This window comes from Duganella sp. Root1480D1 (assembly GCF_001427305.1).
Lineage (GTDB): Bacteria > Pseudomonadota > Gammaproteobacteria > Burkholderiales > Burkholderiaceae_D > Rugamonas.
Map to the genome: position 1 here is coordinate 325,660 of NZ_LMFZ01000034.1, position 13,770 is coordinate 339,429.

The 13,770-nt window shown below is 63.0% G+C and carries 10 protein-coding genes; 6 read left to right on the forward strand and 4 right to left on the reverse strand.

Annotated features, from left to right (window positions below; all coding sequences use genetic code 11):
• Positions 1 to 87: 87 nt before the first annotated feature.
• From ASD58_RS22460 to ASD58_RS32660, 4 genes are all read left to right on the forward strand, one after another.
• Entirely contained in the window at positions 88 to 2,040 is a 1,953-nt protein-coding gene (locus ASD58_RS22460; protein ID WP_057263434.1) for a phosphatase PAP2 family protein, read from the forward strand.
• 50 nt (positions 2,041 to 2,090) lie between these two features.
• Positions 2,091 to 2,306, forward strand: a complete 216-nt coding sequence (locus ASD58_RS22465; RefSeq protein WP_057263435.1) for a hypothetical protein — start codon at positions 2,091 to 2,093, stop codon at positions 2,304 to 2,306.
• Positions 2,307 to 2,337: 31 nt separating this feature from the next.
• Positions 2,338 to 2,655: a putative quinol monooxygenase gene (locus ASD58_RS22470; RefSeq protein WP_057263436.1), complete on the forward strand. Its 318-nt coding sequence runs from the start codon at positions 2,338 to 2,340 to the stop codon at positions 2,653 to 2,655.
• A gap of 126 nt (positions 2,656 to 2,781) precedes the next feature.
• Entirely contained in the window at positions 2,782 to 5,643 is a 2,862-nt protein-coding gene (locus ASD58_RS32660) for a hypothetical protein (protein ID WP_057263437.1), read from the forward strand.
• 277 nt (positions 5,644 to 5,920) lie between these two features.
• Here the strand turns inward: ASD58_RS32660 and ASD58_RS22480 are convergent, their stop codons facing one another.
• From ASD58_RS22480 to ASD58_RS22495, 4 genes are all read right to left on the reverse strand, one after another.
• Positions 5,921 to 6,598: an ABC transporter substrate-binding protein gene (locus ASD58_RS22480; RefSeq protein ID WP_162253048.1), complete on the reverse strand. Its 678-nt coding sequence runs from the start codon at positions 6,596 to 6,598 to the stop codon at positions 5,921 to 5,923.
• A 197-nt stretch (positions 6,599 to 6,795) separates the two neighbouring features.
• Positions 6,796 to 7,920: a S1C family serine protease gene (locus tag ASD58_RS22485; protein WP_156401422.1), complete on the reverse strand. Its 1,125-nt coding sequence runs from the start codon at positions 7,918 to 7,920 to the stop codon at positions 6,796 to 6,798.
• A 234-nt stretch (positions 7,921 to 8,154) separates the two neighbouring features.
• Entirely contained in the window at positions 8,155 to 9,219 is a 1,065-nt protein-coding gene (locus tag ASD58_RS22490) for an acyltransferase (RefSeq protein WP_307178039.1), read from the reverse strand.
• A 104-nt stretch (positions 9,220 to 9,323) separates the two neighbouring features.
• A complete protein-coding gene (locus ASD58_RS22495) occupies positions 9,324 to 10,550 on the reverse strand; it encodes a GNAT family N-acetyltransferase (protein WP_057263441.1) in 1,227 nt (408 codons plus the stop codon).
• Between the two features lie 154 nt (positions 10,551 to 10,704).
• Between ASD58_RS22495 and ASD58_RS22500 the strand changes: the two genes are divergently transcribed.
• Together ASD58_RS22500 and ASD58_RS22505 are read left to right on the forward strand one after the other, a co-directional pair.
• A complete protein-coding gene (locus ASD58_RS22500) occupies positions 10,705 to 11,736 on the forward strand; it encodes a LysR family transcriptional regulator (RefSeq protein WP_082565621.1) in 1,032 nt (343 codons plus the stop codon).
• A 78-nt stretch (positions 11,737 to 11,814) separates the two neighbouring features.
• Positions 11,815 to 13,764 carry a glycoside hydrolase family 97 protein gene (locus ASD58_RS22505; RefSeq protein ID WP_082565611.1) on the forward strand — a complete coding sequence of 650 codons (1,950 nt, stop codon included), beginning with the start codon at positions 11,815 to 11,817 and terminating at the stop codon, positions 13,762 to 13,764.
• Positions 13,765 to 13,770: the final 6 nt, after the last annotated feature.

Genomic DNA, 13,770 nt, shown 5'->3' on the forward strand with positions numbered 1-13,770 from the left:
AAGCGCCCTTCCAGCGGCCTTACGTAACAGTCGTGTCATAAGCGCTCTTTACCTTAGTGCGTTTTCAACTAGCACACGATATCCAACATGCAAATGCTTTCATCGCCTCGCCACGCCCTGGCCCTGAGTATCGCACTGGCCTTGAGCGCCTGCGGCGGCGGCTCTTCCGACGAACCGCTGGTGATCCCGGCAGCGCCAGCCGACCAGGGCGCGGCAGAAGTGGTTCCCCTCCCAGCCGCCACCGCCTTTGTCGAGACCATTGCTACCAACCAGCGCGGCGATGCCCGCTATGCGACGCTGTCCACCAACGCCGGCGTGCGCGTCCTGGGAGGCTTCCTCGATATCTGGAAACCGCTGACCGAAATTGTCGATGCCGGCGTCAGCGCACCAGCTGTCGACGGCTTCCCGGCCGTCGTCGCCTCCACCTGGAGCGGGGTGCCGAACGACAGCACTGCGGACGGCAAGGTGGTCAACGCCGCCGCGCACCAGGCGAATATCGACTACGTCATCAAGGCCACCGCGAATCGCACGCCGGAACAAGCGGTGCAGGCCTACCTGGATGACCGCCGTGGCAAAGGCTACAGCGTGACCGACGGCATGGGCCCGTTGACCAATGCCTGGCGCACCGCAGCCCAGCAGGTCACCAGCATCACTTCGGTCGCCAGCGACGCCACCAGCAAGCTGTATAACGACACCGGCAACAATACCGGCGTTGCCGGCAGTGCCAACGCCAGCTTCGGCAGCGTGGTCGACCTGGTCAACCTGGTCGGCACCAACGCTTCCACCGAGCCGGCCAAGCGCTTCTACAAATACGCCCGTCCCTATCGCTGGAGCAGCAGCGTGCAGGTGCTGCCAGCGCTGGTGCCGGCCAAGAGCAGCACTCCGGCAACCGATGGCGGCTTCACCAGCGGCCACTCAGCCGAAGCGGTGCGCGACGCGGTAGCCATGGCTTATGCAGTGCCGGAGCGTTTCCAGGAAATGCTAAGCCGTGGCCTCGAACTGGGCGAATCGCGCATCCTGGCCGGCATGCATTCGCCACTGGACGTGTTAAGCGGCCGTATCCTCGGCCAGGCCAGCGCCGCAGCCAACCTGGCCGATCCGGCCAACGCGGCCAGGAAGGCTGCCGCAGTGGCACAGGCGCATACGGCATTGATGGCAGCCACCGGCACCACTGCCGATACCTTCGCCGCCTACGCGCAATCCGGCACTGTCGCCAACGACCGCTTTGCCGACTATGCCGCCAACAAGGCGAACTACCTGCGCCGTCTCACCTATGGCTTTGCACCGGTTGCCGCAACCAATGTCACCGCCTCCGTGCCGAAAAGCGCCGAAGTGCTGCTGGAGACCCGCCAGCCCTACTTGAGCGATACGCAGCGCCGCGTGGTGCTGAAAACCACGGCCCTGCCCTCCGGCTATCCTGTGATGGATGACGCTGAAGGCTGGGGGCGCCTGAACCTGTTTGCCGCAGCCGATGGCTATGGCGCATTCAACGGCAACGTCACCATCGCGATGGATGCCAGCAAAGGCGGCTTCAACGCGCAGGACCGCTGGCGCAACGACATCGGCGGCAGCGGCAAATTGGTCAAGCAAGGCACAGGCGCGCTGAAGCTGGCCGGGGCCAATTCCTGGAGCGGCGGCACGGAGATCAGCGCCGGCACCTTGCAAGGCGATTCCGCATCCGCCTTCGGCACAGGCGACGTCTATGTCAGCGGCGGCACGGTGGTGGCCAACGCCCCCACTGCGCTGAAACTGGCCGGCAAATATACCCAGTTAAGCGGCAACACCACGCTGGAGTTGGATCTCGGCGGGTCCGCTGCCGGCAGCCAGGGCAGCCTGGCCGTGGCGTCCACCGCCACCATTGCCGGCGGAACGCTGCGGGTGAAGTTCGCCAACGGCTACAAGCCGAAAGCCGGCGAAGTGCTGACCGTCATCACGGCGGCTAGCCTGAAGGGCAAATTCACCACCATCACGGTGGATGGTTTTGCCAACGTCACGCCAAGCTACAGCGCCACCTCCCTCACCCTGGCCATCAACAATTAAGGACGAGGCCTCACAAGCCGGCCTGCGCGGAATCGGGTAACATCGCCAGCATGCCAGTCTGGGGCGATGATGCCGACCGCCTTTCAGACCGGCTTGCGCAAGCCGACGGACCAGCCATGCGAGCGGCCGCGCTCGACCAGTTTTTCCTGGCCCGCCTCGGCGAGCACGAGACCCGCGCACTGACTGGCCACACGCCGCAGGGAATCATCACGGGCATGCGCGAAAAGTCCCATTTCCACAATCCACCATCGCGTCCGATTGTATAAGCTGTGAGCTCCATCCACTCACGGAGCTTCCATGTATTTGCTTGCCACTCTCGACGTTCATCCACAATTTCGCCGCGACCTGCTCGCCGGGCTGGACCAACTGGTAGCCTTTTCACGTACCGAACCTGGAACCTTGCAATACGAAGTGCTCAGCGATCTTGAAAACGAAAACCGCATCATCGTATTCGAGCGCTATGCCGACGCACAAGCGATGCAGGCACACCTCGAAAGCGCGCCCTTGCAAGCACTGGTCGCAAAGTTCGGGACTTACCTTAGCGCACCGCCAGAGCTGGTCCGCATGACGCGGCACGAAGGTTTCCTGCGCGAAGAGTTGCTCCAGACTGCCTAGCTGTCCTGTAGTCAGCTCTCCGCCCTACATTTTCCCGCCACAGGTGTACATTTCATTCGCACGACATCGCTACCGGCCACAACTGCAGATCCCATCACTTCAGCGAGCGAAGACATGAGACGATCCTTGCACCAACTGACTTTGTTGTTCGCCATTGCCAGCGGGCATGCGCTGGCGGTCGAAATCACAGGAAAGCCAGGTGCGCCGGGCACTTCAGGCACATCGCCTGGGGCCGCGGGTGGCGCTGGCGCGGCGGGCCAGGAACTGGGCATCCTGGTCAACGTAGCCACGGCGCAGACCCACATAGTCACCGGGGGAGCAGGTGGCGCGGGCGGCAATGGGGCTGCAGGCGATACCGGGCAAAACGGTGGTGCCGCGGGCGTTGGCGGGGCCGGCGGTAACGCACGCCTGCAAGTGTATGGCACACCGCATTTTCCCTACATTTTCGGCCCGTATATTTATGCGATTGCAAAAGGCGGTGACGGCGGCAACGCGGGCCTTCCCGGTGCCGGCGGGGCAGGAGCCGCCGACGGAACTTACGCCACTGGCGGTGCCGGCGGTGATGCCAGCGTGACCGCCGTGCTGTGGCCTGGGCCGAGGAAAGCCGAGGGCGTGACGGTCCGGGCCACGGGCGGCAAAGGCGGCAAAGGTGCTGGCCGCGCCGGTTCGGCACAGGCAGCACTGGCACTGATCGGCTATGACGATACGCCCTCGTCAGCTACGCTTGAAGTGACGGCAGGGCAAGGCGGCGATGCGCTGCTGGCAGGCAACGGCGCCGATGGCGGCGCCGCTTCGAGCTCCTTATCGGCCAAAACGGCCGGGCCGGGCCTTACCCTCTCGAGCAGCACACAAGGCGGCCACGGCGGGGCAGGATGGGGCATTGGCCACCGTGGCGGCGCAGGTGCTGTGGCGCGCACGACGCTGTCGGCCAGCGCGAGCAGCGGCAATCTCAAGACGAATATCTGGCTGGGTGGCGGACTTGGTGGCCCGGGCTTTGGCGGTGCCGATGGCGGTGACGGCGCGGCAATGAGCTACACCGGGACGCCCGCGATTTCGACGAACGGCAAGGTCCGCCATACTGTCAGCGTATTTGGCGGCTCCGCTGGCTTCAGCAGCGGCGGCATGGCAGGCAAGGCAGGCGCCAGCGAAGCAGCGCTGGAACTGAGCGATAGCAAGGCTTCCGAGATCCAGGTGTTCGTCATCAGCCATGGTGGCAGTGGCGGCTATGCCGACCACGGGGGCACAACCAGTGCCGGAGCGACTGGCCTTGCGCGGTCAAATATCAGCGGCCTGGCACCGGTTCACTCAAACGCCTACGGCTACGGCGGCGAAGGAGGATGGCAGGACGACGGTGGCCGGGGTGCCGTGGGGGGCGACGGCTACTCCTTTAGCGATGCGGCAGGCCACTCCGGCGTGTTTAGCAACGCTTCGGCCTATGGCGGAACCGGTGGCGGGGCACGCGGCGCTGGCAGCCGCGGCGGCGATGGCGGAAAGGGGACCGCCCGTGCAAGTGGGCACGGCGAAAGAGAAGTGGAAGTCGGTGCCAGCGTGCGCGGCGGCGCTGGCGGAATGGGGCTGGCAGGCGCTAACGGCGGCAACGGGGCATCCGCACACATTGCCGATAGCGTCGTTGGCAGCAGCAATGGAAGCTTAACGTTGGGTCAAGGCGCAGTTGGCGGCAATGGCGGCGACAGCGAAGGCGGCGTTTCCGGCAGTGGCGGCAACGCCAGCTCACGCCTTGGCTGGACAGAAAGCAAAGCCGCGCAAATCAGGGTGAGCACTGGTGCCAAGGGAGGCGACAGTGGTACTGGTAGCAAGGGAGCTTACGCTGGCGGGAGCGGCTCCGCCAGCGCCATTTCCGCGCTGCTGGCCACGGCCGCCGGGGCGCAAGCCGAGGCCGTCAGCCACGCACAAGGCGGCTTCGTGATGCTTGGCACCCTGCCGGGCGACATCCGTGCCGGCAGTGCGAACGCGCGCGCGACCGTCGTATCGGCGGGCGACGGCTCGGCGTATGCTTGGGCGGAAGGCGGCAGGAGCATCAACACTTACCGCCCCGTCCGCGACGGCAGCGCCACAGCGCACGCAATCGCCTTCGCTGCAGGTGCCGCCCACTCCGAGGCAACAGGCATCGCCGGCACTGAAAGCACGTCAGATGCGATAGTCATAGTCAGTTCCGAAGCAAACGGCGGCAGCGGCGCCTACGCCCGTGCGCATGGCTGGGGACAAAATGTCGACGCACAGGCAAAGTCGCGCGCCTTTGGCGCCGTTGACAACGCGGCCAGGACGACAGGCTATGGCTTGCAGGGGACGTTGAAGGCGGAAAGCATCTCATCGAGTTGGGATCGATCGGAAGCCGGCGCCAGCGCAGTGGCCAATATCAATGGCACGGCATTGGCCGTAGTGACTTCGGCCAACATCGGCGGCGCGGCCCCTACCCTGCAATTCGATCCCGAATGGCATTCGGCTTTTTCCCACGCAGCGGTGGCGCCGGGCGAGGCTGCGCACCTCGGCGACGCTTTCGCCAACGGGCTGTTGGCCGGGATCGGCGCAATGGGCGTCCTGGTGCGTCCCGAATTTCCTGGCGGCCCGCTATCAACCACGCTAACGGCGCACTACCAGTTCGACCTTTCAGCGCCCGGTCAACTCGCATTCGCCATGTTGGATACGCTGGCCGAACAAAGCGGCTTCGCTTCAATGGCGCTCTCGATCAGCAACCACGGAGCTGAACTGTTCACGCGATCGTTCGACTCGCTGGCGGAGGTCGACCTTTTCTTCGACCACCGCTTGCTGCTTTTGGGTGCAGCCAATGCCGGCCTGCAGGACTTGCTGGTCACTGCGATCTTCACGCTAGACCAGCCAGGCGGGTTCGGATTCGAGTACGCGCTCGGCATCGCTCCCGTGCCCGAACCGCAAGCCTGGTTGATGACGGTGCTTGGGCTGCTTTTGATCATGGCCCTGGTATTCCGACCAAGCTCCGCGTTATCCTGATACAGGCGCTAACTCAAAAGTTGGATGAAGTACTCGGCCCGGGGAATGACGAAGGCACGTTGCAGCCGACCGCCCGCATAAGAATCGCAGCCCGGCACCTCATGGCCAACGCGGCGCGGCTGCAGAACAAGCGCTGGCTGCGTATTACGAAAAAGTGCAAGGATTAGAGGCCCACTCTTGACCTGATATCCCGCTCGTACTTCTACTTCCCGAGCGAGAAAGCTCGCCGCCAGGACCGCAGTACCCGAACGAATCCATGGCCCCCTGCTCATCAGTCTTAAGGCCGCGGGCCAAGGTACTGCTTCACGATCGCATCATAAGTACCGTTGGCATGAAGGCTCTTCAGGCCGGCATTGAACGCATCGCGCACGCGGGCGTCGCGAAACACCGCCCGGCGCGGGTTTTCAGGGAAAATCCGGTGGAAGCTTACTGCCTGCCGGGCATCGATTTGCGGCTCCAGCTTTTCAGAGAAATAGCGGAAGATCAAACGGTCGCCCACCACAACGTCTACCCTGCCGGTAAAAAGCAGCTTGTTTTGCGTGATCTGGGCCGGCACTTCCCGGTAATCCGAGTGCCCGCTGACAACCATGCTGAAGCGGTCACCCAACACCATGCTCGCGTTCTGGAATGCGGCTACCGAATAATTGGCCAGGTCCTCGATCTGCTCAATCTTCAGGTTGCGGCGCGTGAGCGTTGTGGCGACGTTCTGGTAGACGATGTAATTGTCCGTGAAGAAGTCCTGGCCGCCAATTCCTTCGCTGATCGACAGCAGTCCATCGAGTTGGCCGGCGCGCAGCATCGCCAGCGCCCGGGTTTGCGGAAGCATATGGCCAACCAGCTTATAGCCACCGGCAGCCAGCGCTTGCCTGGCGATGTCGTAATCCAGCCCTGCAACGCCTGATTCCATGACGTAGGGCGGTTTCGGCAAGCCCATGCCGACATGGACTTCGGGCATGGCCACGACCTGTGCGCTCGCGACGCTATTGGTGGCCAAGGCCAACCAAAGACAACTGCGCACCAGGACTCCCCGTGCATGCCCACGCCACATACGGCCTCCCTGCTCTTCTTATACGATATACCAGGCATGACGCTATGCCTAGCCAAAAAGAGCCGGGCCTGGACCGTGACAGTCCCGGCCCGTGAGGCGGACGCTTACTTGAGATTCAATCCCAGTTTTTCCAGCGCCTCGGTGATCGGAATGAACATGCCGATGCCGGCGGCATTTTCCTTCTTTAACACGGCGATTGCCAGCACGTCGCCCGCGGCGTCGACCAGCGGGCCGCCGCTGTTCCCGGGGTTGATCGACACGTCGCTCTGGATAAAACGCAGGTCTTCCAGGATGCGGTCGGCGCTGATAATGCCGCGCGTCGTCGTACCGCTCAACTGGTCGCCGAATGGCGAGCCAATCGCATACACTTCCTCGCCGACCTTGATCGGTCCGCGGCGAATGGAAATGCTGCGGCCTGGTTCAACATTGGTCTTGATCAAAGCCACGTCGCGCACCGGGTCGCGGCGCACCACTTCCCCGACAGTCGAGATGCCGCCGGTGAACTTGACCTTGACATACTTTGCCTCGCCAACCACGTGGTAGTTGGACAGGATGTAGCCGCCATTCCCGACAAAGAATCCGGAACCGCTGCCAAGGCTGGCATCCACCGTGACCACGAGGTTAAGCAGCTCCTTCGAGCTTTTGCCCATGCCTTCCGTAATCCTGGTGCCATTCACGACATCGATCTTGTCATTGAACGAAGCCGCGGCTATATCGCCACCTTCCCGGAAAAGGTCGACAAATTTCGGATCGGAGAACATGCCATTCAACGCGTTGGTGAAAAGCGCTGCGTCGAACGCCTCCATCTTGGAAGAATCTTCAGTAGCATGGCTGCCGTTCAGGGTGGCGCTGTAAGCCACCTTCTTGGTCTTTGATGAAAACAATTCGACCCTCAGCTTGATGGTGCCCTTGCCATGCATGTCTTTCGGCTCGCCACAGCCCTGGTAATTCAACGCCAGCAAAGTAAAGCCGGCCTTGAAGTCAGGTTCATCGCCGAGCTTGTCGGCAAACGCCGATTCTTCGCCTTCATACTTCGGATAGCCAAGGGCAGCGAGCCGCTCCGAAAACGCCTTGCCGAACTGCGCTACGTTGTAATTGTCGATATTCTTGTTGTAATAGATATCTGACTTGTCCGAACAGAACAGCCCACGTCCCCAGGTGCCGATGGAAGAAGTAGGCTCAATATTGGATCTCCAGATTTTGAACTGGGTCGTTTTCTTGACTCCCAACGACGAAACACTGATCGGAGCAGCCGGCGGATTGTCCGCGGCCCATCCGGCATTGCTTGCCAATCCAGTTAACGCAATCAGGGCGGCGCCCAATAAGCTTCGATAAATCTTCAACTTGAAAACTCCATTTCCGAGAGGCAATGCCGAAATAATAGCATATCAGCAAGATATGTAATCATTCATGCAGCATCGGCCTTCGCCTGGAGTTGTTTTTTGATCCTGGTCGCCGCGCCCTTATGCGCGCTGGGCGGCGCCGGCGGTGGCCGAAGAAGATTGCAACAGGCGTCCCAGCGGCACTTCGATCCAGCGGTGGAATGCGGCACCGGCAGCCAGGCTGGCGCCCCAGGCGGTCAGCATGCCCACGCCTTGCAACACCGGGTCGGCCGGCACGAAGCGGGTGAAGGCAGCGTTCACCAGCAGGCAGACCGGGAAGTGAATCAGGAATACCGAGTAGGAGGTTCGTGCCAGCGAGTTGACGACTGCCTGCACGCGGCCTTCACCGCTGAACTGCGTGCGACCGAAGATCACCAGCGCACAGGCCACCATCATGGCCAGCGCCAGGCGGCTGCGGAAGTTGACCGCCAGCGCCACCAGGGCTGGCAGGAAGATCGCCGCCTGCACCAGGACTGCGCCGCGCGTCTTGCGGCGCGGGTCGCCGGCCCACCATGCGGCCAGGCCCAGACTATAGCTGCCGAAGAAGTACGGCCCCCAATTATCCCAATCGGAGTCCAGGTTGAAGTGCAGCAGGGACAGCGCGCTGCCAATGGCGACCAGGCCAGGCACCAGCCAGGCGCGGCGTACCGGGCCGCTGATGCGGGCGGCCAGCCACAAAATGGCCACCACCATGACGTACAACTGGAAATCAATGGCAACGTACCAGGCCCCTGCCGACAGCGATGGGAAACCGAGCACGCCATGGGCCAGCACCGCGTGCGCCGCGAGCTGGCTCACGGTGGCCGGGGCGGAAATGGAATGATGGTCCATCCACTGGCTGGCCAGCATGGACGCCACCGCGGCAATCAGCGTCGCGGCGATGAAGGGCGGCGCCAGCTTGGCATAGCGGCGCCAGACAGCGCCCAGCGGGTCGACCATTACCGGTTGTGCACTTGGGGCCAGCGATTTGGCGGCCAGAAAGCCGCCCACCACCAGGAATACTTGCACGGCAATGCGCGCGCTGCCAGCCAGCCAGTCGATCAGGTCTGGCAGGATAAGCCGCACGTGGTCGGCCATGGGGCCGTAAAACGCGAGGTGGTGCAACACAATTAACTGTGCTGCAACAGCCTTTAATAAATTGATCACGCCATACTTCATTCAATCTGCTGCCGACTATGCAAAAGGTCGACATGATAACCGAGCTCAGCAGATTAGAGGCGCGCGTCTAGCACCGCGTAAGTAACCAGATGTTACGCGGCCTTGCCTTCCGCCTTCTTGAACGGGCTGCGATCGGGGGCATCATCGTGGTCAATATTCAACAACAGATGCTTGATCACCTTGTTCATCAAAGGCTGGCGGTGGCGGATCAATACGCCGAACGCCTCCGGACGAGCGCCCAGGGCGGCTTTCGGTTCCAGCGCGGTGCGGCCGAAGGATACGCGCTTGCAGCCCAGGGCAATGGCGTCGGCAATACCGGCGTGCAGCAGGCGCAGGTAGATCGGCAGGTCGGCCGCCGCGGCGCGGTCAAAGCCGATGTGGAAGGCAATGGCAGTCTCGCTGTCGGCTATGGTCACCAGGAAGCCCAGCATCTTGCCTTCGCGCTTGACCACGCTGCAGCGGAAACGCTCCCCTGCCGCCTGCTGCAAGGCCGGGAAATATTCCGGCCGCAGTTCGAACGGACGGAAGCCGGCATTCACCTGCACTGCCTTGTACAGGGCGTGCACTTCGTCCTGCATTGCTTCCATGTCGGTGAAGTGCTCCACCGTGCATTGCGCCGCTTCGATCGGCTTCAGGATGCCGTTGCGAACGTTGGCGCGGTACTTCGAGGCCAGGCTGGCCAGGTAGTCGTCGTAGCTTTTCCAGTCGTCGCCCAGCGTCAGCACCATATTCGGCTCCGTCTCAACGAAACGGTAGCTCAGGTTCTTGAGGAAGGCGGCATCCTCCACCTGTGGGCCGTGCAGATCCTTGATCATGACGAAGTTGGCCGAGCCGGCCAGCTTTTCCGCCTGCCGCACGCGGTACAGCACTTCCGCCACGCCGTGCCACGCCAGCTCGGGATCGACGCCAGGCGCGATGGCGATGCCGTGCTGGCCGAAGGTCAGCAGATTGCCGCAGGTGAGCACGCGCTGGCCCAGGCTCTCGCCCAGCGAACCGAAGGAGGTCTTGCTGGCCTGCGCCAGCTTGATGTCGGCGAGCTGCATATAGAGTGCGGCAACCGGCTGGTCGTCTTCATACACCAGCGCGTAACGCGGCTCCAGGTTGGTCGGCAGTACGTTCTCCAACGACCGCAGGTACTGGTGGGACAGGAAGAAACCCGATTGAGCGGTGAGGCCTTGCCACGCCTGTGCATCGAGCATGCCGATCGAGTCGGCGATGGCATAACGCAGTTGGGCGGGGCCGCGCAGGCGCTTGCGCACTTCGCGGCGTTCGGACAAGGCGGTTTTGACTGAGCGCAGTTTTTGCTGGATCTTCATCATTACAAAATTGGCAATTGGACGGCGCAGTCTAACACGAGCTGCATTGTGCTGAATAAGTTAAGGGAGGCCACGATATGCATCCAATCGACAAATTGGCGACACCGATAACAATTTGAACATGATAAAAATGCCAATCGACCCGAAAGGCAATGCAATGACTGCTCCAAATCCGAACTGGTACCTGCGGGCGCGGCTCAAGACGCGCCAGCTCCTGCTGTTGATCGCCATCGATGATGCGGGCAATATCCTGCGCGCCGCCGAGGCCTTGTGCATGACACAGCCGGCAGCGTCCAAACAGCTCAAGGAACTGGAAGACATGCTCGGCATCGCCCTGTTCGAACGCCATCCGCGCGGCATGGTGCCGACCATTTATGGCGAAAGCATGATCCGCCACGCCCGCATGGCCTTGAGCAGCCTGGCGCGTGCGCATGAGGATATCGTGGCGCTCAAGGCCGGCCTTGCGGGCCAGGTCGACGTGGGCAGCATCATGACGCCCGCAATGAGCCTGCTGCCGCGCGCCATCACGCGCATCAAGCAGCAGGTGCCGCAACTACGCATCGGCGTGCAGATCGAGTCCAGCAACGAATTGCTGGAGCGCCTGCAGCGCGGCACGCTCGATTTCCTGCTGGCGCGCCTGACCGGCTTTCACGATGGCGCGGAATTGCAGTACGAGGAGCTGGCTCCGGAGCCGGTGGTAGTCGTGGCGCGTAGCGGGCACCCATTGGACGGGCGCAGCGGCCTTACCCTTCACGACCTGGTGCAGGCGCCGTGGATTACGCCGCCGCCCGGCAGCATCCTGCGCCAGCGCTTCGACCAGTTATTCCATAACGCCGGCCTGGAGCCGCCGGGCGATATCGTCGATACCAGCGAGATCGTGCTGATCACCAGCATGCTGCAAATGAGCGATGCGCTGAACGTCATGTCGGCGGACGTGGCGCTGCGCTACCAGGAACTGGGCCTGCTGGCGATCCTGCCGCTGGACCTGGACTGCCGCATGGACCCTTTCGGCATTATCCGTAGGCGCGACAGTGTGCTGTCGCCGGGCGCCGAACTGCTGCTGCAAGCGATCCGGCGCGAAGCGTCTGCGGACTCGGCGCCTGAGCCGCTGCCTGCGCCGGCTTCCGTGCCAGAATGCGAGCCGCACGCCGCGGCGGCATATAACCTCTACGACATAGCTCTCGCGTAAAAAGTCATTGGATCGGTTCCCGGGCGTAGGCATAGCATGGCGCGGCACACCTAGATCCGGAGACCCGCCTTGAACCATATGCCCTTCGCGCGCCGCCTGGCCGGCGCGCTGCTGCTGATCGCGCCGCTGGCCAGCCAGGCCGCGCGCCAGCTCGAACTCACATCCCCCGACCGCCAGTTGCGCGTGACGGTCGACACGGCTGAACGCCTGTCTATCGCCGTCAGCCACCACGGCACCGAGCTGGTATTGCCCACACCGATCGGCATGACCCTGGCCGGCATCGGCACGCTCGGCGACAAGCCGCGCCTGACCGGACAGCAGCGCCGCAGCGTCGACACGGTCGTGCGCCCAGTAGTGGCGCAGAAGTCGCGCGAGGTGCGCGACCATTACAACGCGCTGCAACTCGATTTCGCGGGCGGCTATGCGCTGGAGGTGCGCGCCTACGATGAAGGCATCGCCTACCGCTTCCGCACTTCCCTGCCCGGCCAGGTCACGGTGGAAGACGAGCAGGCCGGCATCAACTTGCGGCCGCAGGACACCCTGTACTGGCCGCAGGAAAAGTCGATGCAGTCGCATAACGAGCATTATTACCAGGCGTTGACCGTGGGTGATGCCGCCGGCAAGCTGGTTGGCGTGCCAGCCCTGGTGCAGGACGGCGGGGTGCACCTGGTGTTCACGGAATCCGGCCTGCGCGACTATCCCGGCCTGTACTTGCACGGTGACCCGGCCGGCCTGCGCGCCCTGTTCCCGAAAGTTGCCCTGGCCGAGAAGGCGCGCGACGACCGCAATGTGCCGGTCACGCAGGAAGCGCCCTACATCGCGCGCACCGAAGGCAAGCGCACATTCCCGTGGCGCATCCTGGGCATTTCCGCCAATGCCGGCGGACTGTTGCTGAACCAGATGCCTTACCTGCTGGCGGAACCGCAGGAGCTGAAGGAAACTGCCTGGATCAAGCCGGGCAAGGTCGCCTGGGACTGGTATAACGGCAACAAGCTGTATGGCGTGCCATTCCAGTCCGGCCTCGACACGCGCACCTACCGCCATTACATCGACTTCGCAGCCGACAACGGCCTCGAATACATCATCATGGATGAAGGCTGGTACAAGCTGGGCGACCTGCTGGCTGTCAAGCCGGAGATCGACATGCCCGAACTGATGGCCTATGCCAGGCAGCGCGGCGTCGGCATCATACTGTGGGTTTCGTGGAAAACGCTGGACACCCAGATGACCGCGGCGCTGGACCAGTTCGCGCGCTGGGGCGCAGCCGGCATCAAGGTCGACTTCATGCAGCGCTCCGACCAGTGGATGGTGAACTACTACGAGCGCGTGGCACGCGAAGCAGCCGCACGCCGCCTGCTGGTGGACTTCCACGGCAGCTTCAAGCCCAGCGGCCTGCAGCGCACCTGGCCCAACGTGCTTACCTTCGAAGGCGTGAAAGGCCTGGAAAACAACAAGTGGAGCGACAAGCAGACGCCGGAACACGACGTCACCCTGCCCTTCATCCGCATGTTCGCCGGCCCGGTCGATTACACGCCAGGCGCCATGAGCAACGCGCACCGCAAGGACTTCGTTGCCAGCTTCGACCGCCCCATGAGCCAGGGCACACGCGCGCACCAGTTGGCGATGTACATGATCTACGAAAGCCCGCTTCAGATGCTGGCCGACAGCCCTTCGCAATACCGCGCCAATCCATCGTCGCTGGAATTCATCCGCCAGGTACCGGTGGAATGGGACGAGAGCCGCGTGCTGCACGCGCAGCTTGGCCGCTATGTGGCCATGGCGCGCCGGCGCGGCGATACGTGGTATGTGGGCGCCATGACAGGTGCCGATGGGCGCGACCTGGAACTGGACCTGTCATTCCTGGGCGACGGCAACTACCAGTTGGACAGCATGGAGGACGGCCCGAATGCAGCGGTCTTCGCCACCGATGTTCAGAAAGGCAGTGCAAGCGTTACTCGCAGCAGCCGCATAATGATGCACCTGGCGCCGGGCGGCGGTTGGGCGGCAATCATCCGCAAGACAAAATAAGGAGAC